Origin of the sequence: Acinetobacter sp. SWBY1 (assembly GCF_002946595.1) — a bacterium.
Taxonomy (GTDB): Bacteria; Pseudomonadota; Gammaproteobacteria; order Pseudomonadales; family Moraxellaceae; genus Acinetobacter; species Acinetobacter towneri.
The window spans coordinates 173,418-198,378 of sequence record NZ_CP026616.1 but is presented as its reverse complement, the minus strand read 5'-3'; the positions used below and the strand labels follow the sequence as shown (position 1 = coordinate 198,378).

Genomic DNA, 24,961 nt, shown 5'->3' with positions numbered 1-24,961 from the left:
TGCTATGCTAAAAGCCCACTTTAGCAAGGACGATTCACATGAGCGTGACCATTGGTACTCCCCTTCAATCTTCTGCTTTCAAGGTTTTGCTATTGGGTTCAGGGGAACTCGGTAAAGAGGTGGTAATTTCACTGCAACGCTTAGGCGTAGAAGTACATGCCGCCGATCGCTACGACCATGCGCCAGCCATGCAAGTCGCACATTATGCTTATACTTTAAACATGGCAGATGCCACAGAATTAAAACAACTGATTGAAAAAATTAAACCTAATTTAATTGTGCCTGAAATTGAGGCCATTGCGACATCAGTTTTACTTGAAATTGAAGCGCAAAATATTGCAACAGTGATTCCATCTGCCAAAGCGGTAAATTTGACCATGAACCGTGAAGGCATTCGTCGTTTGGCTGCAGAAGAATTAGGTTTGCCGACATCCGCTTATCGCTTTGCCAATTCTCTCGAATCTTTCCGCGCTGCATGTGATGACATTGGTTATCCAAACTTTGTGAAGCCTGTGATGTCATCTTCAGGCAAGGGACAATCGCGTGTCACCTGCTTTGATGAAGTTGATGCAGCTTGGGAATATGCCCAGACTGGCGGGCGTGTCAATCAAGGCACTGTGATTGTTGAATCACAAATTGACTTCGATTTTGAAATTACCTTATTAACCGTACGTGCTAAAAACCCAGAAACTGGTGCGATCGAAACTTCATATTGCGACCCAATTGGTCACCGTCAAGATGCAGGCGACTATGTAGAAAGCTGGCAACCTCAAGCCATGAGTGATGCTGCCTTGACTGAAGCCAAACGAATTGCACACAAAGTGACTACTGCCTTAGGTGGTTGCGGTATTTTTGGTGTAGAGCTGTTTGTGAAAGGCGATAAAGTCTGGTTCAGTGAAGTATCTCCACGTCCACACGACACAGGTTTGGTGACATTGGCTTCACAATTCCAAAGTGAATTTGAATTACATGCCCGCGCGATTTTAGGCTTACCTGTCAATACCACACGCCATAGCGTTGCAGCCAGTGCGGTGATTTATGCAGGTGTCGATGCAACGAATCTTTCATTTTCTGGCCTGAATCTTGCATTAGCACATCCCGATACAGATTTACGTTTATTTGGCAAACCTGAAGGTTTTGAACGTCGTCGTATGGGCGTTGCCACTGCACGAGCAGAAACCACAGAGCAAGCGCGTGAGCTAGCTCAGCATACTGCGGACACTGTTCGCGTACATTTAAACGAAAATCAAAATTAAGCTCGTCATTGCATAACGGAATTGTCCATGATCATTACATTACCCTTGCTGAATTATGTAAAAAGCAACCATGACATTCAGGCCATTAACCAATGGCGCACCGATGTCGAAAATCAGCTACAACAATGTTTTGAAAATGGACAATCCATTCGTGAAGTGATTTTGGCGCGTTCTAACCTGATTGATGAAGCGCTCACTTTCTTATGGCAACATGCTGAATTAGACAAAACCGATTTAAGCCTATTTGCGGTAGGTGGCTATGGGCGCAAAGAAATGCTGCCCTATTCAGATGTCGATATTATGGTGTTATCGGAAGATGCAATTACAGCAGAACAAGAACAACTTATTTCGACCTTTATTTCATCTTTATGGGATGTTGGCAATTTCAAACCTGCCACCAGCGTGCGGACTATTCAGGACTGTGTGATTCAGGCAACCAGTGATTTAACTGTTGCAACTGCCTTGATTGAAGCGCGTTTAATTACAGGAAATCAGCAGCTTGCCAAATGGCCGCGTCGTATTGTTTCGCAGACTTGGACAGATAAAACCTTTTTTGATGCCAAAATGGAGGAGCAAAGCAAGCGTTATGCGCAGCACAATGACACCGAAAGTAATTTAGAACCCGATATTAAAAATGCTCCGGGCGGTATTCGTGACATCAACCAAATTGGCTGGATTGCCAAACGCCATTTTCGGGTCAATCGTATTTACGACTTAGTGCATTTAGGTTTTATTTCAGAGTTTGAATTGGGTGTACTCGAAGAAGCCGAAAGCTTTTTATGGGAAATTCGTCATCATCTCCACCGTTTAACCAAACGTGATGAAAACCGTTTATTGTTTGATTATCAACGAGATATTGCAGCAACTTTTGGCTATGTTCGAGAAGAAGGTAAACCGCAAAATTACCCGATTGAACAATTTATGAAGCGTTATTATCGCTCTGCACAGCAAGTTTCCACTTTAAATGAAATGTTGCTGGCCTATTTTAATGAGTCGGTCATTACCCCGCGTTTGCCTAATTATGAACGTAACATTGAAGAAATTAATGAAAATTTTAAACTGGTCGATGGCAAACTTGCCGTGCAGCACCACAAAATTTTCTCAGAAAAACCAAGCGCAATTTTAGAAATTTTCTATTTATTGGCCAATCGTCCTGAAATTGAAGGAATTCGCGCACGAACACTGCGCCTGCTGACACTTGCAGCCAAGCGTATTGACCAAAGTTTCCGTGATGATACAACGCATCAAGCGCTGTTTATGGCAATTTTGCGCTCACCGCACCGCTTGTATAATACCTTGGTGACTATGAAACGCTTAGGTGTATTGGGCAATTACATCCCCGCTTTTGGTCAAATTACAGGTTTAATGCAATACGACTTATTCCATATTTATACAGTCGATGCCCACACTCTACTATTGCTGCGCAATTTAAGCCGCTTCAAAGAACCTGAATTTGCGAAAGATTTTCCTGTGGTCAGCTCGGTATTTCAACGTTTAGCCCGTCGTGACATTATTTATTTGGCTGCGATTTTCCATGATATTGCTAAAGGTCGTCGTGGTGATCACAGTGAACTTGGTGCGGTAGATGCGATTGAGTTTTGCCGTAAACACGGATTTACTGAACGTGAATGTAACCTTGTGGCATGGTTAGTCAAAAATCACTTGTTGATGTCAGTCACAGCACAGAAAAAAGATATTTCTGACCCCGATGTGGTCAAGGAATTTGCCGAAAAAATGGGAGATATGGAGCATTTAGATTATCTCTATACCTTAACGGTTGCTGATATTAATGCGACTAATCCAACACTCTGGAACTCATGGCGTGCATCCTTAATGCGCCAACTTTATACGCAAGCGCGTGATGTCATTCGCTCAGGACTTGGGCGTCCCGTCGATTATCAAATGCTGATTGAAGACACCAAATTTGCGGCAAGCGAGTTACTAGTTAAAGATTTTGAACTCAGTGCTGTTGAAAAAGTCTGGCAAGAACTGGGCGATGAATACTTTATTAAAGAATCTGCCGATGAAATTGCATGGCATACCCGCGCGATTTTGGAGCATGGCGATAATCCTGCACCATTAGTGCTCATGCGCGCGCACCGAAAATCAGCACAAGACGCAGTACAAATCTTTATTTACACGCAAGACCAACCCAACCTATTTGCCACAACTGTCGCTATTTTAGACCGCATGAACCTTGACGTTCAGGATGCACGAATTATTACTGCGACCAAAGCCTTTAGTTTGGATACTTACGTGGTCTTAGACCGTTTTGGCACACTCTTAACAGACCCTGAACGTGAAGAAATGGTGATTGAGGCTTTAGTGAATGCCTTGAGCCAGTCAGATAAATATCCGGGTCTGATGCAACGCCGCATTCCGCGTCAATTACGTCATTTTGACATTGAAAATACAGTAGAAGTGACTTTCAATGCAGCGCTGAATCAAAACATGGTCGAAATTGCCACACTAGATCATCCCGGGTTACTCGCCAAAATTGGCGGCTTGTTTATGATGCAAGGCTTAGATATTCACTCCGCCAAAATTGCCACCCTGGGCGAACGTGCCGAAGATATTTTCTTCGTCACCAAAAAAGATGGCAACCCAATGACAAAGTCTGAAGCAGATATCTTTGCCATCCAGCTCAAAGCTGCTTTAGATGAGGCCTCTAATCAGGTCTGTGGTCAACATTAACTTCAATTTACGGAACATCCATGAACTCAAGTTTGTCCTTATTACATCCTTACCCTTTTGAAAAGCTAAACAAACTATTTCAGGACGTACAACCTGCAAATTTGCCGTTAATTCCACTGTCTATTGGCGAACCTAAACATCCTGCACCTGAATTTGTCAAACAAGCCATTATTGATAATTTTCAGCATTTATCGACTTATCCGAACAGCAAAGGTCTGCCTGAATTACGTCACAGCATTGCCCATTGGCTGACACAACGCTTTCATTTAAAACAAGTTAACCCAGACACTCAAGTTCTCCCCGTTTCAGGTACACGTGAAGCGATTTTTTCCTTCGTACAAGCATTGATTCGACGTGAAGATGCGCCTTATGTAGTGATGCCCAATCCGTTTTATCAAATTTATGAAGGGGCAACTTTATTGGCAGGTGCTCAACCCTATTTCATCAATTGCACCGAAGACAATAATTACTTGGGTGATTTTGATGCTGTACCTGCAAAAGTCTGGGAAAAAACTGCTTTATTATTTGTCTGTACACCGGGAAATCCAACGGGTGCTGTCCTTTCAAAAGAACAATTTAAAAAGCTGATTGCCCTGTCAGATCAATATAATTTTGTCATTGCATCTGATGAATGTTATTCAGAATTATGGTTTGACCAAGCGCCTACAGGTTTACTGGAAGTCTGTGCCGAACTTGGACGCGATGACTACAAAAACTGCATCGTATTCCATTCTTTGTCTAAACGCTCAAACTTACCCGGCATGCGTTCAGGCTTTGTTGCGGGCGATGCCAACTTATTAAAACCTTATTTGCAATATCGTACCTATCATGGTGCGGCAATGCCTGTACAACATCAATTGGCATCTATTGCAGCTTGGGATGATGAACAGCACGTTGAAGATAATCGTCAACAATATCGCGCCAAGTTTGAATTATTCCAAACGGAACTTGGGCATTTACTGCCATTAAAAAAACCAGATGCAGGTTTTTATTACTGGCTCAAAGTCGACCATGATGAAAATTTTGCCAAAATATTGATGGAAAAAGCCCATATTAAAGTGCTGCCAGGTCGGTATTTATCTCGTGAAACCGCACAAGGTAACCCAGGTGAAAACCATGTTCGCTTAGCTTTGGTTGCAGATTTGGCGCAATGTGAACAAGTAATTCAACGTCTTAAAGCGATTTTATAAGTTAATGATTTCAATTAAATTTAAGGCGATCATCTGATCGCCTTAATTATCTTACTTGCACAAGCGCAAGCCTTTATCGTAAAGCCTTTTCAATTTCCGCCTGCAAATCTTCAGGTTTTGTGGTCGGAGCAAAACGGTTCAACACCTTGCCATCTTTGCCAATTAAAAACTTGGTGAAATTCCATTTAATTCCGTTGCCCAAAATACCTTTACTATTATTGGTCAGGTAACGGAAAATCGCATGTGCTTCAGGACCTTTCACATCAATTTTGCTAAACATTGGAAAACTGACACCATAGTTTTTTTGGCAGAAGCTCCCAATTTGCTCATTGGAGCCCGGATCTTGCCCACCAAACTGATTGCACGGGAAGCCCAATATTTCTAGCCCCTGATCTTTATATTGTTGATATAACTTTTCTAAACCTGCAAATTGAGGCGTAAAACCACATTTACTGGCTGTATTTACAATCAACAAAACTTTCCCTTCATAATCACTAAAAGCTTTATTTTGTCCATCTAACAACTCGGCTTCAAATTGATAAATGTTAGTCATGGATAATTTCCCTCATCATTTTTTTCTTGTGTTTTGAGTTCTAAAGAAGCCGAATTGACACAATAGCGCAATCCTGTTGGCTGTGGACCATCATCAAAAACATGCCCTAAATGTGCGTCACAATGATGACAAACAATCTCAGTACGCTGCATGCCATGCGAACCATCCTGATGTTCTTCAATCACCCCAGGCTGGATTGGACGATAGAAACTTGGCCAACCGCTACCGCTGTCATATTTTGTTTCAGATGAGAATAGCGCTGTACCGCAACAACGACAGGTATAAATCCCCTCTTGTTTAGTATTCCAATATCTCCCCGTAAAAGCAGGCTCCGTGCCTTTTTGACGTGTAATCCGAAATTCCTCTGGTGATAACTCTCTTTGCCATTCTCGGTCTGTTTTATTGAGTTTTCCCATCACTAACTCCTTTAAATCTTTGACATTCAGTGTCATGCTTCAGTACTTCCATTTTTACGCTAGACCTTGCAAAATATCTAGCTAAATTTCAGCATAGATTGTGATATTTCAGTAATCTATAATTTATTTATCTTCTAATCATTGGATGGAACTATGTCCGTACTAGGTAACACGACTCCGCGCGAAATAAAAAAATCATCAAAACTTGAGCATGTATGCTACGACATTCGCGGACCTGTGTTACGAGCGGCCAATGAAATGGAAGAGGCCGGTCATAAAATTATTAAACTGAATATTGGCAACCCTGCCCCATTCGGTTTTGAAGCTCCACAGGAAATTATTAATGATGTCGCATTGAACTTGCCTAATGCGATTGGTTATACCGACTCCAAAGGGATTTTCCCTGCGCGTAAAGCGATTTGTCAGTACTATCAGCAAAAAGGCATTTTCGATATGCATGTCAATGATGTGTATATTGGCAACGGCGTGTCTGAACTGATTGTTATGGCGATGCAAGGCTTGTTAGACGATGGCGATGAAATGCTGGTACCAATGCCTGACTACCCGCTTTGGACTGCGGCAGTGAATTTATCGGGCGGTACTGCTATTCACTACAAATGTGATGAAGAAAACTTTTGGTATCCAGACATTGCCGATATGGAAAGCAAAATCACGCCAAATACGCGCGGTATTGTCATTATTAACCCGAATAACCCAACGGGTGCGGTTTATCCACGTCATGTTTTAGAACAAATTGTTGCACTGGCTAAAAAATATGACCTGATTTTATTTGCCGATGAGATTTACGACAAAATTATTTATGACGGCATTGAGCATGTTGCGGTTGCAGCTTTAGCGGGTGATCAACTCTGTATCTCATTTAATGGCTTGTCTAAATCGTATCGCATTGCGGGCTTCCGTTCAGGCTGGATGGCGATTACAGGCGATAAATCACGCGCTGCAGACTACATTGAAGGTTTAGACATGCTTGCGTCTATGCGCTTGTGTGCCAACCATCAGGCGCAGTACGCGATTCAAACAGCATTGGGTGGTTATCAGTCTATCAATGACTTGATTCGTCCGGGTGGTCGTTTATACGAACAACGTAACATTGCATGGGAAATGCTGAACGACATTCCTGGCGTGTCTTGTGTCAAACCTGAGGGTGCAATGTATTGCTTCCCGAAACTTGATCCAAACGTCTATCCAATTGAAGATGACGAAAAGTTAATGCTCGATTTACTCAAAGCAGAAAAAGTTTTGTTGGTTCAAGGTACAGGTTTTAACTGGCCAACGCCTGATCATTTCCGTGTCGTGTTCTTGCCTGCAGAAAATGAATTACGTGAAGCAATGACACGTTTAGGTCGTTTCTTGGCAAAAATCCGCTAAGATCAAACCGAATCTCTGTTTTAAAATGCCGTGTTGATCACGGCATTTTTTATGGATTTGATTTTTATTTCTATTTTATCTTTACATCTCTTGTTCATCATCAAGTGGTCACATAGCAAAGCGATACTCAGACACTTGGGGATACACTTTTACACGCCCGCAAAAGCATGCTGTAATAGCCACAAGCGATTAAGTTTCAGGAACTGAGCATGCACTACCAAGTTCATCTTATTGATGCGCAGAAACCATCACAAAACTATATTTGGTTGCTTGAACATTGTGCCAGCAAACAAGTGGTGGTGGTTGACCCAACTGATGCCAAACCTGTTGAAGGTTTTTGCCAAAATCATGGTTTAGAGATCGCGCAAATTTGGTTGACACATTGGCATCAAGACCATATTGGCGGTGTACCTGAACTCATTGCAGAACGTAATTTACCTGTTTATGGGCCACGTGAAGAATTGAGCAAAATTCCGTTTATCACGCATCCTTTACAAAACCAAGATCATATCAATTTTCATGATTTACAGGTCGATGTTATTGCCGTTCCGGGACATACCTTGGGGCATATTGTGTATTTTATAGATGCGTTGGATGTATTGTTCTGTGGCGACACTTTATTTGCGATGGGCTGTGGGCGTGTTTTTGAAGGTACATATTTGCAAATGTATCAATCTTTAAACCGCTTGGCAGCGCTGCCTCCGCGTACCCAAGTATATTGCACCCATGAATATACATTGGCGAATGCACAATTTGCACTGCATGTAGAACCCGACAATGTTGCCATTCAAGAGCGTTATCAACAAATTGAAAGTTTACGCATGCTTAATCAACCCACTTTGCCAAGCAGCATCGAACTAGAACTGGAAACCAATCCATTTTTAAGGGCCGAAAGTGTCGAAGAATTTCAGAAATTACGTGAACTCAAAGACAACTTTTAAATTGATGCTTTGATCATAAAGCATCTGATATTTCTCTCGGATTATAAAATCTGATTACTGGCAGCAAACTCATCTAATTGAGTTTGCGTCACCACACGCACAGCATTCATTTCATCGACCCGCACCAAAAGTAAGTTGGACAATGCAGGCTGATAACGGCGTGCGCTGCCAAAAGGCGTATAAGCCACTTTGGATTGCGAGGAAAACAGTAACCAATCTTCATGCCCAAGCATCACAGCAAAAGGCTCTAGCCCTTGATTTTGCATCTGCTTCACTATGTACTCAGCCTGCTGTTGGATTGTTTGTGCAGTCATGTTTATTTTCCAAATCTTCAAACTCAACCATAGTATAAGCTAATGTCCATTTGGTGCCGACATGCTCCACACTGATATGCATTGCGCTAAATTAAAGCTTTGCATGAAAACAATGGAAAATCTTCATGTGTTCATGCTGAAAATAAATACAGTCTAAAACCAAAAATCATTAACAAATTATTTCCAAGTCATCTTTTGGCAATATATCTAAGACCTTAAAATTAATTACGCCACCTCAGTTAAAATAATAAATATCAATAATTTACAAATAAATAATTCTTTTAAAATATTCTAATTGCTTAAAAGGACTTTAGATTTCTAAAAATCAGTGAAAAAAATGTCAAAGAAATACATTTCTGCCCTTTAAAAATTCAAGAAATATCCCTATTAATAATTAAATAAATGGATAGGAGTTCTCTCGTGAAAAAAGTTGTTAAAGCAAAAAATTTAATTGCGTTTCGTATTTGGTTAGAAAAATTAGGTTATTCAGTCAAAAATTTGGCGGATGGTCACGGTTTCACATTTAGCTTTCAAAAAGAATATGGTTTGGTCACTTGCGAGCTTTCTGGTAATGCTTTAGCAATGAAATTAGGCGAGGAATTTGAAGACCATTTAAAAGCATAAGTACTTATACAATATAGATAAGTATGCGATAACGGTTGAACTTGATAGGATGCAAAAATAAAAATTCAAATCGTATTTCATCAATACTTAAAGATGATCTTGCCCATAACCTGTTTATGGGCTTTTTTTTATACTGAACTTTAAATCTTAAAATACATCTAAGCCTTGTCAAAGAGATGCAATGATTTAAAGCTAAAATAACAGGCAATAAAAAAGCAAGGTCATTGCCTTGCTCTTTAATGTATGGTGGGGACGGAGAGACTCGAACTCTCACACCTCGCGGCGCTGGAACCTAAATCCAGTGCGTCTACCAATTTCGCCACGTCCCCAACATCGGGTACCAACTGAGTTGTTGGATTTTAATTTGGCAGAGGATCAAGGATTCGAACCTTGACGAACGGTTTTGGAGACCGTCATGCTACCATTACACCAATCCTCTGTAACTTAAAATCAAGCTGACTTGATATTTAAGTGGTGGGGACGGAGAGACTCGAACTCTCACACCTCGCGGCGCTGGAACCTAAATCCAGTGCGTCTACCAATTTCGCCACGTCCCCGATGGCTGTGTATATTATAGAGATCACTTCCTGATGACAAGCCTTTTTTATAAAAAAGCACAATGACTGTTTAAATAAAAAACAAAAAACTATTTTTTGATTTTTTCTTAAGCATATTCAGCCACTAAGCCATAATTTCAACTCTGCAATACTCGTTGCACGCTGCGAATAGGACTTTGCCAACATGTGATTCAGCAGTGGTAAAAATGCTTGTAGATGCGTAGAAAGTTGGATATGCAATCTTTGACAATGTAAATACGCCCAATCGTGGTAACTATTTGCCTGCAAGCGTTGTTGCGTTAACCATTCATAAAAAATAATGCCTAAAGCATAAATATCACTTTGTGCAGTTTTGAGCTGTCCGTGAAATAATTCTGGTGCCATATAACGTGGCGTTGCAGTCATCCCCTGACATTGAATATCTGCAATTTGCTGTACTTGCTCAAAATCTAACAGTTTGATTTGCCCATCCAACTGCACAATATGTTCAGCTTTTAAGTCAGCATGAATCCAACCTAATTGATGTAATGCTTCCACTGCTTCAAAGACACGCAAAAATATGTGTTTAATCGCTTCTGTATATTCAGGTAAATTACCCATCACAAAAACAGCTTGCGCTTCAGGTAAAATTAAAGCACGTGAATAGACCTGTGAATAATGCGATGAAATGTCATGTGAATTACCCTGCGACTGAATATGAATGGGTGCAGCATCCATCAATTCACATGGCAATAAAAAAGATAAATATGATGATTGCGCGTACTGTTTATAAAAGTTCCATTCTTGTGCAAAGCCCTGCTCTACTGTCGCATAAACTCCCTGTTGTTGGGCTTTCAGCCAATAAAACTGCCCTTGATGTTCAAAACGATAAATATGCCGACCATGTTGCAAACTTTGCGCTTTACTGCGCAACTCGAACTGCGCAGTATCTAGCTGTTGAACATCCAAATTTAAAACATTAAACAACACTTGCGCCAGTGCGCATTTCTGCTGCGACTTCGGTGGATACCTCTATTTGAGCTGCATTTAATAATTCTAAGCAATGTTGCAAAGTTTTACCGACACGTGCATGCGTTTCAATTGATGAAATTTTCGGCCAAGTCGCACGCTCGCCTTCACGCTGTAAAATTTTAAATAAATGTGGTTTCGGGTTTTGCAACATATAGCTGTAATGACGCAGGTTATAGCTTCCTACAATATTCACATCACCATAATAGCGTTGATCGACAATACCATAGCCATGATCTAGCAAACGACGCACAGGCGGTACAGCTCCTGCTCGCTCACGCACAAAATCCATTACCCCACGACTAATGACTTTGCCCTGACGACGAATAATCCGTTCTGGCCAACTCAGCATATCTTTACGATAGCGCTTAATATCATCCTGCATAAAAGGCACTACATGCGGATTGACCTGACTGGCGATGGTGTAATTAATATTATACAAACGCGCCATTTTTTCCTGCGGGAAATCACTACGCACACTGCCATCCACCCAACGGGTTTTACCCATATATGGAGTGTGTTCGCCATCATAGCGTTTGTTGGTTAAACGTACAGGTGGAAATAAAATTGGCACAGCACACGAGGCCAACACCGCACTCCAAACCAATAAATCTGGCGCAGTAAAGCTGTTCATAATGCGTGAGTCTTGCGATGCATCATAAGGCGCAACCGCCACATTAATATGCAAACCTGATTTTTGAAAAGCTTCTTCAAACGTGGTATCGCCCAAGTTTTTGATCAGGAATTTTTTTAAATAATGCACATCGGCAATTCCACCATTACCTTTAAGAATTTCGCGCATTTGTCTAAACTGAAATGCTTCGTGGAAAAATGACTCACCACCCAAAATATGCTGTACTTCTTCAGGTTTTGCGATGCCTAGCATTGCAGTCATTATTGCACCCGCGCTCGAACCCGACAGCACTTTAGGCATTAAATCCTGTTCAAGTAAGGCCTTACAAACACCTGTATGAAACAAACCTAGCGTTGCCCCACCAGAGAACATCAAGGCAGGTTGTCCGTATGCAGTTTGGCATTGCTGAAAAAACTCTATTTTTTCTACTTTGGTTAAAGCCTGACATTCATCTGAAGCGACAAAAGCCAAACTTTTACTGACTTCATCCACATAATCTTCAATAATTTTTTTAGTACCCACATAGGTTGCAGTAAACAACATCGGATGGGCAATATTGGCGATGTCAAAAGTTAAACCTTCACGCAAAATATAAATTAAATCGTGACTGCGTTCGGTGGTGCGATAACGGCGTAATAAATTTAAACGATGCGAGATAATTTCCGCATCAAAATATGGCGAACTGTTGTCATATTTCCATTCTTGCGCACCAGTTTCTTCATCTATACGAATGGCAATACTTTTCCATTCTTCATACGATTCGGCATTTTGAATTTGGCGCTTGAGTTTTTTTATGCGATAGGCTTGATGCGGATTAACATCTTCGGTGAAATCTTTAAATAACATAGCATTCCTCAATCCGTTGGTTTATTCGCAGCACTACGCTTGCCTATGCCTACTATACACAACAATATCTAAAAAATTGTAATACGCGTCAATGACTCGATTCACACTTTGATTGTCAAATCTAGGTCAATTGCGCTAGTCTTAAAGTGTAGCAATCTGATCTGCATTTTTTAAGCTGAATTATCATGGCAAACCTAGATTTACCCGACAACATCTTATTATCACTTTCTCATGTACTCCAACAACTACAGCAAAGTTTACCTGCTTTAAAACAAGAAACCGACTTTTCCGCCATCGCATTCAAATGGCATGATCGACAATTGATAGCGATTCAACAACCAAGAAAAATTGATTTAGATGATTTAAAAGGCATCGAAAAGCAAAAAGAAAAAGTCATTCAAAACACCTTGCAGTTTTTAAATGGCTTACCTGCCAATGATGTGTTACTTACAGGCTCACGCGGTACGGGAAAATCATCTATTGTACGTGCCCTATTGACCGAGTATGCCAATCAAGGATTACGTTTAATTGAAATTGAACGCGATGATTTGTCTGAATTGCCAGAAATTCAAAAAATCATTCAGCATCGTCCTGAAAAATTTATTGTCTACTGTGATGATTTAGCTTTTAACGCAGAAGATGAAAATTATCGTAGTTTAAAAAGTGTTTTAGATGGTTCATTACAATCAGGTTCCAGTAATTTTATTATTTATGCAACCAGTAACAGACGTCATCTATTACCTGAATTTATGCATGAAAATACACCTGTCACTCGTGTAGATGTACCGCAATATACTGAGTTGCATCCTCAAGAAGCAATTGAAGAGAAAATTTCACTGTCTGATCGCTTTGGTCTATGGCTGTCGTTTTATCCAATGGATCAAAATCTATATTTAGAAATTGTGGAGCATTATTTACACAAAGCCGAAATGCCAATGACTGCCGAAGTACGTGCAGAAGCATTAAGATGGTGTCAGGCACGTGGACAGCGTTCAGGGCGTGCTGCCTATCAATTTTCTAAACACTGGATTGGCTCGCAGCAACTTAAAGCACTTTAAATATTTTAATGGGTAGTTTGCATATAGAAGATAGTCAGCAACCCACTCTATTTAAACGCGCTAAATGACTGAGCGACTACTGACCTTGTTCTGCAGCAATCCGTGCCAATGTGTCTTTATAAAATTCTTCGCCATGCGCCTGCATTTCTGCCACAGTCGGCTCTCCTACATATACTTCTTGCGGTACTGTCGCTTCAGGTGTGATAGCCGAAGGATGAGTTGCTACAGTAGTCAAACGAGTCGGTACTTCGACCTGTTGGGCTGTCACTGAACTCGGCTGATTTTCTGTACTATTTATATTTTGCTGTATTGACTCAGCGCCCTCGCAAGCGGTCAATACCATCATCCCCATCACACAAATAATGCAAAATGTATTTTTAAATCGCATGTTTATCTCAATTGGTTTTATATTAAATATCTACCAAAAATCATAGTTTAAAGTTGAAAACACAACAATTGGACAGGATTCACAGATTTAAATACTGCTGTCAGCTACTTTATGGATTTCTATAAATTGTAGGATGAGTGCACAAAAAAATAAAGCAGTTCTATTTGAAACCAATACGTGAAATAAAGTTTGGGATAGAATATGACTATAAAACTTCAAAAAAATTAAAAATATTTATATTGCAATTATTTAATTTTACTTAATAAGATCAACTTTAGTCCATTGTATTATTTTATGAACCCATTATTCGCTTAAGATGCAATCTCTTTAAAACAAACAACGGTTAAAAAATAATGTTTAAATTTAAAAATTTGTTAATTACAGTAAGTTTAATTACAACGCTTACAGCATGTACACAAGTGAAAACGCAAGAGTATTATGCCGAGAACTTAGATGAAGCTAAAAAAGTTTTGCAGAAGTGCGAAGAAATGGCCAATCAAGGTAAATCACTAGAAGGTAAAAAATTAGAAAACTGTACAAATGCAGGGAATGCTGTGATGCAAGGCATGATGAAAGATCTTACCAAAGGTTTAATGGACGCAGTTCGCTAAGTCTTAAGTATTCGTTTCTAATATTAATGTAAAAACTTAGCATAAAAGTCAGAGGCAGATTATTGCCTCTGATTGATTTTATGCTACGAACAACTTAACCCGCAGTTGGATTGGTAAGCTCCGTCATTGGCCAACGTGGTGTAGTCGTAACCGATAAACCATCTTGCTGCCCTGCTTTTAAACGCTGATAGCCCGCAAAAGCAATCATTGCACCATTGTCGGTGCACAATGCAGGTTCTGCATAATAAACCGTTGCACGAATTTTAGCTAAATCTGCTTCTAAACGCTCACGTAACCGAGTATTTGCACTCACCCCACCCGCGATCACCAAGCGTTTTAAACCTGTTTGTTTTAAAGCTTTTACCGATTTTTTCACCAAAGTATCAACAATCGCTTCTTGGAAACTTGCCGCAATATCGGCATCACGGTTTTCATCACCTAACTTTTTCATTTGTACTGAAACCGCAGTTTTTAAACCGCTAAATGAAAATTCTAAGCCTTGGTGCAACATTGGACGTGGAAATTCAAAAGCTTTGGCATCGCCTTGTTCAGCTAGTTTGGCGATATTTGGCCCACCCGGATACGGTAAACCCATCATTTTGGCAACTTTGTCAAAAGCCTCGCCTGCAGCATCATCAATCGACTCGCCTAACAATTCATATTGGCCAATGCCATAAGCTGCCATGAGCTGTGTATGTCCACCCGAAACCAATAAAGCGACAAACGGAAATTCTGGCGGTGTCGCAGACAATAATGGTGCAAGCATGTGCCCTTCCATGTGATGCACCCCAATTGCAGGTTTATTTAAGGCAAAAGCTAAAGTTCGTCCAAATAATGCGCCTGTCATGAGTGCGCCCATTAGCCCCGGCCCACGGGTATAAGCCACTGCATCAATTTCAGATTTTTTGACTTGGCTCTGCTCAAGCAATTGATTGATTAAAGGAATAAGTTTGCGCACATGGTCACGTGAAGCCAGTTCGGGTACCACACCACCATACTCTGCATGCAATTTAATTTGGCTATACAGTACTTGCCCGCGCAAACCTAACTCGCTGTCATACAGTGCAAGTCCTGTTTCATCACAAGATGTTTCTAAGCCTAAAACGATCATTAAATTGCCTATAACCTGTATCAATTCTATTGCGAAACCTATTATAGACTTGTGATATGAGATGTAAATGAGTAAAATACTGACCTTCACTTGTGATCGTGGGCAATTTCGCCCAGATCTTATCCATAACTTAATGAGGATTCTTCATGCCACAAGTTAAATTGAAAGAAGGCGAACCAGTAGACGTAGCTATCCGTCGTTTCAAACGTTCTTGCGAAAAAGCAGGTGTTTTAGCTGACGTACGTAAGCGTGAATTCTACGAAAAACCAACTCAAGAACGTAAGCGCAAAAAAGCTGCTGCTGTTAAACGCTACCAAAAGAAATTGGCGCGTGAATCAGTACGTACTACTCGCCTTTACTAATTAATTTGTGATTGCCTGTCTGGATTAAATGATGACGACTTTAAAAAACCAAATCACTGACGTTTTAAAAGCGACTATGCGCGCCAAAGAAATGGATAAGTTAACGGTAATTCGTAGTCTACAGGCGGCAATTAAGCAAATCGAAGTCGATGAGCGCAAAGAGCTTGACGATGCTCAGGTTCTTGCGGTCATTGAAAAGCAAATTAAACAACGTAAAGAATCGGTTAAAGCCTTTGAAGGCGCTGGCCGAGAAGATTTAGCTAGTAAGGAACAAGCCGAAATTGAGGTGTTATCTCAGTTTCTACCAGAAGCTATGACTGAGGAAGAACTTGATTCCATGATTGCGCAAACCATTCAAGCGCAACAAGCTACTAGCATGAAAGATATGGGTAAGGTGATGAACTCTCTGCGTCCGCTCATAGCCGGGCGCGCCGATCCTGCACAAGTATCTGCAAAAATTAAAGCTAAATTAAGCTAATCAGCTCATCCCAAATTTGTGTTTATCCAAATACTTATTTAAAAGTCAGATTAAACCTGTTTAATCTTTCTCTCCAATACCATTCAGTATAATGCTAAACAAGGATGAGATAACTATTACTCACCCTTAGACACTTTTGCTTTAACTTTTTACTTTAAATCGCAGTTCACTTGATACTTTTTCAGCAATTGCATTTCTTTAGATGTACTGACCTGCTGAATCACATCCTGTTTATTAATATTTTGGTAACGACGATCCAAATAGGCACGGTTTTCATCTGCTGCCTGATATAAACGATCAACATAACGACTAACAATGCCGCAAAACTGCTGCTGTTGCTGCGGATTAAAACCCTGCTGTTGTGGGTTTAAGCCTCGTAAAAACTGTCGGGTATCTTGTTTATATTGCGCATTAATTTCTTCAACAGCCAACACATACTGCTCTGCACTCGCAGCATAGACATTTTGCAAGGTCATCCCCAAAGTAAGGCATAAATAAATATATTTTTTCATTTTCAAGTCAGGGTCGTTTCAACTCAAGTTCTATTTTAGCATTGTATATTCGGTGAATAACTATTCACACGACTCAATTGCCAAAAAGTTGGGTTTGTATTGCGCAAATGCTTGCTCACATGGTTCGGGAACTTTGCCTTGAGTCACTGTCCCTAAGCGTAAGCGAATAATATCGGGTAAATCTAGCCGATAAGAATAAATCGGGCTGCCACACTCCTGACAAAATACCCGTGCTTTATTGGGACTATGAAAATATTCTTTTAGATATTTTAAGCCACGCACCACTTCAAAATGTTCGCGTGCCACTGGACTATTCCATCCCATAATACCGCCTTGCGCACGACGGCAATGCTGGCAAAAACATAATATTGTTTTTTCAATTTCGGCATGGTAACGGTAATACACCGCACCACATAAACATTGTCCCTCAATCATTCTTAAACTCCTTTTCTTTATTGTTATGCCACCGTATGTACGCCCGACTTATATTTTTAACTGTCGTTCTCTTTGCATTTCAGTCACACGGTTTTTTATATTTGCCGACATCGCCTGATTGTCTTTGGCTAAACGCTGCGCGTGCAGTAATGATTTAATTGCCTCTTCTTCCCAACCTGACCAATACTGTACTTCTGCACGATACCGTAACACATTTACCGTGCGTAATGCAGAACTTCGGTCTGCATTTGCCGCTTGCTGCATTAAATTCCATGCCGATAAATCACGTGGATTTTTTTGCAAGAAACCCTTCAAAATACTTTCTGCTTGCGTAGTTTGATTTTGACGAATCAAAACCTCGGCCCATTTATAATTCAGCGCACGATTTTCAGGCATAATTCGCGCAGGTGAACCAATTGTTTTGAGCGCTAAATCAATTTTATTTTGCCCTAAATAAATGTCAGTTTGAATAAGTGTCAATAAATTATGTAAACGATTGTGACTTTTGGCCTGATCTATACTTTGTTGCGCCAAAACAAAATCGCCTTGCTGGCTATAAAAATAAGCCAAAGCCAAATTCGCCGCAAAATGGTTACGGGTTGCAAATGCTTTAAGCTGCTGTTCTGTCGCCTGCTGCGAAACCACCAAACTATATAACTTTAAAATCTCAAAGTCTTCATCACGCAGCGAGGTTGGCACTGGTGGCAATTGATTGGCACGTAAACGCGCCTCACTCATCCGCTCTGTGGTTAAGGGATGGGTAAACCAAAAGTCAGGTAAGAAGCTCACTCGACTCGTAGTACGGTGCATCACCTCAAAAAAATCTGCCATGCTTTGTGGGTTATAGCCTGCGCTATACATATATTGCATGCCAATACGGTCTGCTTCACGTTCCTGATTACGGCTATAAGTCAATTGCTGATCCATTAAAGCGGCTTGAGAACCCATCATCACCGCTGCGCCTGCATCACCATCGGCTTGTGAGGCAACCAATGCCCCAACCACAACCCCAGCCAGTGCCAACAAACCCTGTCCTTTAAATGCCTCTTGAGAGCGACTGTAATGACGTTGCGACACATGCGCAATTTCATGCGCCATCACGCCCGCAACTTCATCCATATTACGGGCAGAATTAATAAGACCTGTGTTTAACGCAAATAAACCACCCGGCACAGCAAAAGCATTAATTTGTGGATCATTGATAATGAGTAGCCCAATGGGTTGCCCCAATTGAGTTTGGCTGAGTAGATGCGAAAACGTATTGATTAATTGATCTTCCAGCCACGGGTTTTGCGTGACAGGCATTTTACGCTGCACTTCCCGATAGACTTTTTCACCAATACTGCGTTCTTTTTGCTGATCAATTAATCCCACACCACTGCCTATTTCAGGCACATTAAATTGTGGTGTGGTGGTTAGATTGGCACTTTGGGTTGTCGCAATACTGGCAAAACTCAAACCGCAGATCAGTAATAGATGTTTCAATGGATGATCTCAAATACATATTTTGCATAATGATTCACTATAACATTGAAAAATGAACGCATTTGCAATGATGTGTTATCAATTTTTACCAAATCATCTTTAACTTTAAGACGTATAACAAGCAGGATTAACAACATATTGCGGGCGACGTCCTTCCAGCGCATCAACTAAATTTTTATAGGCTAAGTTTGCCATTTGTCGACGAGTTGCTGCAGTTGCTGAACCAATGTGCGGCAAAGTCACGACATTATCTAACTCAAATAATGGTGATTCTTGCAGTGGTTCTTTGTCATAGACATCCAAAGCTGCGGCAAAAATTTTGCCTGCTTGTAAGGTCTGAATAAGTGCCTGCTCATCAATGACCGAACCACGCGAAATATTGACCAAAATTGCATGAGACGGCATTAAATCAAGTTCACGCTGACCAATTAAGGCTTTAGAGTCTGCATTTAAATCGACTGCCAGTACCACAAAATCAGACTGTTGCAGCAATTCATCCAGACTTAAATATTCTGCATTAAATGCCTTCGCCACTTCCATTTTTTCACGACGATTGTGGTACACCACATTCATATTAAAACCATGAAATGCACGCCGTGCGATAGCCGCACCAATATGCCCCAAACCTACAATACCAATGGTTTTACCATAAATATCCTGTCCAAACTGTGCTGCACCCACGGTACGTTTCCATTGCCCTTGTTTAGTCCACCGATCTAAATATGGCACTTGTCGTGCTGCACTCATCAATAAAGTAAAGGCTAAATCTGCTGTGGTTTCAGTCAAGACATGCGGTGTATGGCAAAGACTAATCTTTTGTTGGGTTAAATAATCTACATCATAGTTGTCGTAACCGACACTTACACTCGAAATCACTTTGAGTTTAGTCGCAGTATGTAAGTTACTTTGATTAAGCAAGCGCCCTGCACCAATCATGCCATCCGCATCTTGCACATGCTCAAGCAACTGTTGATTCACGTCACCCAACTTCGGGCTGACCTGCACCACCTGATAATCTTGCTCTAGCTTACTTAAAATTTCTGCATCAATTTGACTAAACACTACCACTTTTTTACGCATGATTATCCCTGTTTCGTGTCTACAATTGCTTGTATATGTAGAGTTTTAAATATCTGAATTGACTTAGGCTTTAGGCTTTAACGATGTGATTTGTATCGCATCCCACAGACTTTTTTTCAACAGCGGTTGATCTAACATCTCTTGCAAGCTGGCTAAATGCAAACATTGTTCAGATTTAAAATGTGGTAATTGACCTAAAATCAGCATGTTTTTATCTGTACTCAAGACATCAACAAAACCTTGCACATAATTTTCTACCCCGATGCCGTCTTGTAATACTTCTAAAGCAAAAGGCCATTGCAATACGTGATATTCGGCCTGTAGCGCATGTTGAATATTACGCCACAATTGTTGCTGTTCCTGACTCAAGGTAGTGCTTTCTACCAAAATGACACAATGTGGCAACTGCAAAGCTTCAATACTAAATGCTTCAATTTGCAGCATGACACGCGCTTCAGGAACAACTTCTGGCGCGGCCGCTTCAACTGTCGTATGTTGCGGAGATGGTTCTTGCTTAGGCTTTTCGTGAATAATCGGCTGTTGTTGTTTTAATTGTTGAGGTACTGCAGCAGGAACAATAATTTCGCTGTGTATTTCAGGTGCAGCTTGGTCGCGCCAAACCGATGATTGTGGCAAAGTTTGAGACACAGCCATTCTGGAAACCCAAATATCGATTCCCAAACTGGCTAAAATGTCACGCTGATGCCCCATCATGTTTATCATCACCTATCTAATTTTTCGCTGCACGTATTTATCACAGAACAACATGCAAGATAGCACCTATTCTACCTAGAAAGGCTGCACAATGCTGTGCTTTCTTTCACCCAATCTGACCTATTCGTATTTTTTCAAAATCTGCTTTAAACACACCTAGTCAATCAGTGTCACACAATCATCAAACTGTTTTGTTTTTGCATTTGCTCGACAATTTCTTCGGTTTTAAAACCTAAACGCCAATAGAGCAACTCCAAAACATCCAATTCATCTTGGGTGATAATACGGTCATTCCACAAACAAATTTCAGCAATGCCTAACACCATCAGTCGATCACGCAGCAGCAAACCTGCCATATCATTTAAAATTTCTGATAAATCAATCGGTTCATCTGAAATTTCTTCATAATCAATCAATTCATCTGCAGTTAAAACACGTTCTAAAATACGTTCACGTACATCTAACTGATTAACACTATTAATTTGCTGCACATGCAATAAAGCATCGATTAAACGTACAATTTGCGGTTTAACTTCGTGTAACGCTGCAGGTGTATGTAAAGGCAGCAAGTTCAATTCAAACTTGATTCGTTCAAGCAGCAAAGCATCTAACAAACCAATTTCACCATCTTCCTGAATGATTTTTGCCAATTTGGTTAAAAACTGCCGTGCGATACTCAGCGGCATACCACCAATATTTTTACATGCTTCATGGAAAATCGAGATATGTACTCGCCCATCCAAATTTAATAAAGCATCTACAATTGCACGGCTGACTTCTGCTTCAGCAGGAATAAATTCACGATATTGGCGAATCATTAAAATAGCAACAATCACCTCACGCGAACCCGTTGCCGTTTGTAAGGCACGCTGAATCAACTCTGGGCGCGGCATGTTATTACGAATTTCAGGCTTGAGGGGCTTAATTGCATCATTAATTGCAAAGCTAATTGGCGATAAGCGCAGCAAAGGCAAAGGTTGTGGTGAACTCCACGGCGCATAATATTCAGCATTCATTTCTTCTAACGAGCGAAATAGACTAAACAAAGGCTGATTGCGTAAACGCTTCAAATTTTCTAGCTGTAAGTCTTGTACCAAGGTTGGATCAAGCTCAAAAATACGGGCTTCAATACTTGGATGAATGTTCATCCAGCTTTGCGGACTGAGCGAGTTAGCAAAGCACATGTGGGAAATAGATTCTGAATATTCACTATGAATTTGCGACCCTGCATGATGCACATAAATTCGCAGCAAAGTTTGAATATTGGCATTATTTTGAATCAAACGTTTGGTTTTTAAATCATTTTTAAAGGTACGTCCGCTTAGACTAATATATTTAATTAAGCGGGTAATCAACACGCCCAAGCTACCAAACAACCAGATACCACCACCTACAGCAACAAAAAAAGTCGCTAACTTATGTGGCGGTGCATCACGATGTTGTCCAAAGCCAAGTTTGGCGATGCTACTGCCCCACTTACTAAACGTGGTTAGGCTACTGTAGAGGATTTTAAGCTTGGTATTATCAATGGTTTCACCACTTAAAATATGGTTAAACTCATGGCTGAGTAGTCCATAAAGCTCTTGCTCATCCAAGTTTTGCAAAGCACCCCAAGTCAAAATAATCACAATATCTTTATGACTAAAGCCTGCAGTGAGGGCATTTACCCCAATTTCATCGGGCAATACATATACAGTAGGCGCTGGGATTTGAAAGGTATCGGCCAATTGTTCGGTCAGTTTAAGTGCGGTACTTTCTTCTGGGGTACTTTCGAACTGGGTTAAACGACGCGCACCCAATTGTTTTGCCAAAGAATGACCACCTGAGCGAAAAACGTAAAATTCCAAAATGACGGATACTGTCATAATCAGCACCAAGACCGTAATCCAGTATGGGCTTAGACTGTGCCAATAGATGGGTTGGCTTGAATCGACATAATAGACCAACAGACCCAAAACTGTGTTTAAGATAAACAGGGTCAAAGCGACTGCAACCAAACATAAAATTGCAGACCAAATCATATTTTTGTTTTTAATCAAGTAACTACTCACAGACCTCAATGTAAACATCCTGAATTACATTGTATTTGAGCCACCATCATAAATGAAAAAAGCGGGAATTTCCCGCTTTTCTCACTGAGCTGATCAGAAAAAGAATTAACTCTCTTTTACACCAGTTAAGTCTACTGACGCGGCATCAATATTGACATCAATATAACCATCTTTGCCTTTTTTAGCCAAGTCGTTACGCTTTTGCTCAAGATCATTCAGATAAGCTTCGTCAATTCCGCCAGCCACATACACACCATCAAATACTGAACAATCAAATTCAGTTAAATGCGACACTTTATGGGTACGAACCGCTTGTTTTAAATCTTCTAAATCTTGGAAAATTAAACGGTCTGCACCAATAATTTCACGAATTTCTTCAACATTACGGTTAGACGCAATTAATTCATCTTTGGCTGGCATATCAATACCATACACGTTTGGATATTTCACCATTGGCGCTGCAGAAGCAAAGAATACTTTTTTCGCACCTGCATCACGTGCCATTTGGATAATTTCGTTACAGGTCGTACCACGGACAATCGAGTCATCCACCAACAGTACATTTTTGCCTTTAAACTCAAGCTCTACAGGGTTGAGTTTTTGGCGTACTGATTTTTTACGCAATTGCTGACCTGGCATAATAAAGGTACGTCCGATATAGCGGTTTTTCATAAAACCTTCACGGAATTTAACCCCTAAAGTATTTGCCAATTCTAAAGCTGATGTACGTGATGTATCTGGAATTGGAATAACGACATCAATATCGTGTTGCTCGCCCCACTCTTGGGTAATTTTATGCGCCAGTTTTTCACCCATTTTCAAACGCGCTTTATACACTGAAATACCATCAATGGTCGCATCTGGACGAGCAAAATATACATACTCAAAAATACATGGGCGATATTCAGGTTTAGCGGCACATTGCTGGGTAAATAATTCACCTGCGTCATTAATAAAGATCGCTTCACCCGGCGCAATATCACGTTCAACTTTAAAGCCAAGTGCAGTAATTGCCACAGATTCTGATGCAATAATATATTCCATGCCCTGTTCAGTTTCACGTGAACCGTAAATCAATGGACGGATACCATTTGGATCACGGAAGCCAACCAAGCCTTGACCTGTAATCATAGCAACAACGCCATAAGCACCCTTACAACGCTCATGCACACGGCTGATCACATGAAAAATATCTTCTGAAGTTGGGTTTAATTTGCCACGTTTTTGCAATTCATGTGCAAATACGTTCAATAACACTTCTGAGTCAGAATCGGTGTTCATGTGACGTAAATCTGTTTTAAACAGATCTTCGTGAATTTCTTCGGCATTGGTCAAATTACCATTGTGTGCCAAAGTAATCCCGTACGGCGAGTTCACATAAAATGGCTGCGCTTCGGCACTGCTAGATGAACCTGCAGTTGGATAACGCACGTGCCCAATACCATAATTACCTTGCAACGCACGCATGTGACGCGTATGGAATACATCACGCACCATACCGTTATCTTTACGCAAGAACAAACGTCCATTGTGGCAAGTTACGATCCCAGCTGCATCCTGTCCACGATGTTGTAACATCGTTAATGCATCAAACAACATTTGGTTAACAGGTGATTTACCAGCTATACCAACAACTCCACACATAGCAACCTCGCAGACCAGCTAGGGATTAATAAAAAGGATTATTCGTTGAGCCATCTGCGCCAGAGCGATTTTCTTTTGCGTCAGATGCGATGTCGGAAGATGGCGCGGCATCTTTCGACTTGATGTGCTGTAAAGCCTCATTGGCAGCGTCTTTGGAGAGTTCTGTTGCCCACGGTGCATACGGCAATAAAGTTTGTACAAATTTAGACTGTTTCCAATAAGGCGAGCTTTCGACCCAAGGACCAATGCCTTGAATGGTAATAAGAACAATGAGTAAGCCTTTCAAGGTACCAAATGCACCGCCTGCCAAACGATTTAATGGGCCAAGTTTCAAGCTCTTTAAAACACCATTTAAAACAGCGGTTACAATCCAGGTCAGTACCACAATCACCAAGACAATAAATGCAAAGGCTGCAATTTTTTGTACCACAGGATCGCTACTGAGTGCTGTCATCGAAGGTGCTAGGACAACTGCATATTTTGCCGCAACAATTAGGGCAAAAATCCATCCTACCAAGTTCGCAAAGGCTTTAATAAATCCTTGTCGCAAACCGTTCAACCCTCCAATAAGCAAGAGAATCAGAATAACGATATCAATGGTATTCATAAG

25 protein-coding genes and 3 tRNA genes are annotated in these 24,961 nt (G+C 40.8%); 10 read left to right on the top strand and 18 right to left on the bottom strand.

The window, feature by feature from the left end:
• Positions 1–38 precede the first annotated feature (38 nt).
• Genes purT through dapC form a run of 3 tightly spaced genes read left to right on the top strand, consistent with a single transcriptional unit; the run spans position 39 to position 5,140 of the window.
• Entirely contained in the window at positions 39–1,256 is a 1,218-nt protein-coding gene (gene purT / locus C3Y93_RS00980) for a formate-dependent phosphoribosylglycinamide formyltransferase (RefSeq protein WP_104851823.1), read from the top strand.
• Between the two features lie 27 nt (positions 1,257–1,283).
• A complete protein-coding gene (gene glnD / locus C3Y93_RS00975; protein WP_104851822.1) occupies positions 1,284–3,950 on the top strand; it encodes a [protein-PII] uridylyltransferase in 2,667 nt (888 codons plus the stop codon).
• A gap of 20 nt (positions 3,951–3,970) precedes the next feature.
• Entirely contained in the window at positions 3,971–5,140 is a 1,170-nt protein-coding gene (gene dapC / locus C3Y93_RS00970) for a succinyldiaminopimelate transaminase (protein WP_104851821.1), read from the top strand.
• Between the two features lie 73 nt (positions 5,141–5,213).
• Here the strand turns inward: dapC and C3Y93_RS00965 are convergent, their stop codons facing one another.
• On the bottom strand, positions 5,214–5,693 hold the full coding sequence (locus C3Y93_RS00965; RefSeq protein ID WP_019836246.1) for a glutathione peroxidase: 480 nt from the start codon (positions 5,691–5,693) through the stop codon (positions 5,214–5,216).
• The gene (gene msrB, locus C3Y93_RS00960) at positions 5,690–6,109 is read right to left on the bottom strand and encodes a peptide-methionine (R)-S-oxide reductase MsrB (protein ID WP_096902313.1); all 420 of its coding nucleotides are present in this window, start codon (positions 6,107–6,109) and stop codon (positions 5,690–5,692) included. The genes C3Y93_RS00965 and msrB overlap by 4 nt, the downstream gene beginning before the upstream one ends.
• Before the next feature lie 153 nt (positions 6,110–6,262).
• On the opposite strand from msrB, the gene C3Y93_RS00955 reads away from it, so the two are divergent.
• Complete coding sequence (locus C3Y93_RS00955) at positions 6,263–7,498, top strand: pyridoxal phosphate-dependent aminotransferase (protein ID WP_004971448.1); 1,236 nt, start codon at positions 6,263–6,265, stop codon at positions 7,496–7,498.
• Positions 7,499–7,707: 209 nt separating this feature from the next.
• Complete coding sequence (gene gloB / locus C3Y93_RS00950) at positions 7,708–8,439, top strand: hydroxyacylglutathione hydrolase (RefSeq protein WP_104851820.1); 732 nt, start codon at positions 7,708–7,710, stop codon at positions 8,437–8,439.
• A gap of 41 nt (positions 8,440–8,480) precedes the next feature.
• Here the strand turns inward: gloB and C3Y93_RS00945 are convergent, their stop codons facing one another.
• Positions 8,481–8,753, bottom strand: coding sequence for a hypothetical protein (locus C3Y93_RS00945; RefSeq protein ID WP_104851819.1), 273 nt, complete (start codon positions 8,751–8,753; stop codon positions 8,481–8,483).
• A 420-nt stretch (positions 8,754–9,173) separates the two neighbouring features.
• Between C3Y93_RS00945 and C3Y93_RS00940 the strand changes: the two genes are divergently transcribed.
• Positions 9,174–9,377: a hypothetical protein gene (locus C3Y93_RS00940; protein ID WP_004971452.1), complete on the top strand. Its 204-nt coding sequence runs from the start codon at positions 9,174–9,176 to the stop codon at positions 9,375–9,377.
• Positions 9,378–9,621: 244 nt separating this feature from the next.
• Here C3Y93_RS00940 and C3Y93_RS00935 read toward each other — a convergent pair.
• From C3Y93_RS00935 to C3Y93_RS00915, 5 genes are all read right to left on the bottom strand, one after another.
• Positions 9,622–9,706 (bottom strand) — tRNA-Leu (locus tag C3Y93_RS00935).
• Positions 9,707–9,742: 36 nt separating this feature from the next.
• Positions 9,743–9,816 (bottom strand) — tRNA-Trp (locus tag C3Y93_RS00930).
• A 33-nt stretch (positions 9,817–9,849) separates the two neighbouring features.
• Positions 9,850–9,934: transfer RNA gene (locus C3Y93_RS00925), tRNA-Leu, on the bottom strand.
• Between the two features lie 117 nt (positions 9,935–10,051).
• Positions 10,052–10,903, bottom strand: a complete 852-nt coding sequence (locus C3Y93_RS00920; RefSeq protein ID WP_104851818.1) for a serine/threonine protein kinase — start codon at positions 10,901–10,903, stop codon at positions 10,052–10,054.
• Entirely contained in the window at positions 10,893–12,422 is a 1,530-nt protein-coding gene (locus tag C3Y93_RS00915) for a DUF3336 domain-containing protein (RefSeq protein WP_104851817.1), read from the bottom strand. Before C3Y93_RS00915 ends, C3Y93_RS00920 begins: the two co-directional genes overlap by 11 nt.
• Positions 12,423–12,607: 185 nt before the next feature.
• On the opposite strand from C3Y93_RS00915, the gene C3Y93_RS00910 reads away from it, so the two are divergent.
• Positions 12,608–13,480 carry an ATP-binding protein gene (locus tag C3Y93_RS00910; protein WP_104851816.1) on the top strand — a complete coding sequence of 291 codons (873 nt, stop codon included), beginning with the start codon at positions 12,608–12,610 and terminating at the stop codon, positions 13,478–13,480.
• Between the two features lie 76 nt (positions 13,481–13,556).
• Here the strand turns inward: C3Y93_RS00910 and C3Y93_RS00905 are convergent, their stop codons facing one another.
• Positions 13,557–13,868 carry a hypothetical protein gene (locus C3Y93_RS00905; protein WP_104851815.1) on the bottom strand — a complete coding sequence of 104 codons (312 nt, stop codon included), beginning with the start codon at positions 13,866–13,868 and terminating at the stop codon, positions 13,557–13,559.
• 353 nt (positions 13,869–14,221) lie between these two features.
• Between C3Y93_RS00905 and C3Y93_RS00900 the strand changes: the two genes are divergently transcribed.
• Positions 14,222–14,479 carry an EexN family lipoprotein gene (locus C3Y93_RS00900; RefSeq protein WP_004971457.1) on the top strand — a complete coding sequence of 86 codons (258 nt, stop codon included), beginning with the start codon at positions 14,222–14,224 and terminating at the stop codon, positions 14,477–14,479.
• Positions 14,480–14,573: 94 nt separating this feature from the next.
• Here C3Y93_RS00900 and tsaD read toward each other — a convergent pair whose 3' ends face one another.
• Positions 14,574–15,590 (bottom strand): tRNA (adenosine(37)-N6)-threonylcarbamoyltransferase complex transferase subunit TsaD, encoded by a 1,017-nt coding sequence (gene tsaD / locus C3Y93_RS00895; RefSeq protein WP_004971458.1) that lies wholly within the window; start codon positions 15,588–15,590, stop codon positions 14,574–14,576.
• Positions 15,591–15,736: 146 nt separating this feature from the next.
• Between tsaD and rpsU the strand changes: the two genes are divergently transcribed.
• Both rpsU and C3Y93_RS00885 read left to right on the top strand, forming a co-directional pair.
• A complete protein-coding gene (gene rpsU / locus C3Y93_RS00890) occupies positions 15,737–15,952 on the top strand; it encodes a 30S ribosomal protein S21 (RefSeq protein WP_001136722.1) in 216 nt (71 codons plus the stop codon).
• Between the two features lie 31 nt (positions 15,953–15,983).
• Positions 15,984–16,430, top strand: a complete 447-nt coding sequence (locus tag C3Y93_RS00885) for a GatB/YqeY domain-containing protein (RefSeq protein ID WP_104851814.1) — start codon at positions 15,984–15,986, stop codon at positions 16,428–16,430.
• Positions 16,431–16,579: 149 nt separating this feature from the next.
• Here C3Y93_RS00885 and C3Y93_RS00880 read toward each other — a convergent pair whose 3' ends face one another.
• The 8 genes from C3Y93_RS00880 to C3Y93_RS00845 form a co-directional block, all read right to left on the bottom strand.
• Complete coding sequence (locus C3Y93_RS00880) at positions 16,580–16,942, bottom strand: hypothetical protein (protein WP_004971462.1); 363 nt, start codon at positions 16,940–16,942, stop codon at positions 16,580–16,582.
• A 60-nt stretch (positions 16,943–17,002) separates the two neighbouring features.
• Entirely contained in the window at positions 17,003–17,377 is a 375-nt protein-coding gene (locus C3Y93_RS00875) for a GFA family protein (RefSeq protein WP_096902524.1), read from the bottom strand.
• Positions 17,378–17,425: 48 nt separating this feature from the next.
• Positions 17,426–18,862: a M48 family metalloprotease gene (locus C3Y93_RS00870; RefSeq protein ID WP_171287373.1), complete on the bottom strand. Its 1,437-nt coding sequence runs from the start codon at positions 18,860–18,862 to the stop codon at positions 17,426–17,428.
• Between the two features lie 105 nt (positions 18,863–18,967).
• On the bottom strand, positions 18,968–19,942 hold the full coding sequence (locus tag C3Y93_RS00865; RefSeq protein ID WP_104851813.1) for a 2-hydroxyacid dehydrogenase: 975 nt from the start codon (positions 19,940–19,942) through the stop codon (positions 18,968–18,970).
• Positions 19,943–20,005: 63 nt separating this feature from the next.
• Complete coding sequence (locus C3Y93_RS00860; protein ID WP_104851812.1) at positions 20,006–20,656, bottom strand: hypothetical protein; 651 nt, start codon at positions 20,654–20,656, stop codon at positions 20,006–20,008.
• Between the two features lie 170 nt (positions 20,657–20,826).
• Positions 20,827–22,716 carry a M48 family metalloprotease gene (locus C3Y93_RS00855; RefSeq protein ID WP_104853222.1) on the bottom strand — a complete coding sequence of 630 codons (1,890 nt, stop codon included), beginning with the start codon at positions 22,714–22,716 and terminating at the stop codon, positions 20,827–20,829.
• A gap of 96 nt (positions 22,717–22,812) precedes the next feature.
• On the bottom strand, positions 22,813–24,351 hold the full coding sequence (purF, locus tag C3Y93_RS00850) for an amidophosphoribosyltransferase (RefSeq protein WP_104851811.1): 1,539 nt from the start codon (positions 24,349–24,351) through the stop codon (positions 22,813–22,815).
• A 25-nt stretch (positions 24,352–24,376) separates the two neighbouring features.
• On the bottom strand, positions 24,377–24,958 hold the full coding sequence (locus tag C3Y93_RS00845) for a CvpA family protein (protein ID WP_004971476.1): 582 nt from the start codon (positions 24,956–24,958) through the stop codon (positions 24,377–24,379).
• Between the last annotated feature and the right edge of the window lie 3 nt (positions 24,959–24,961).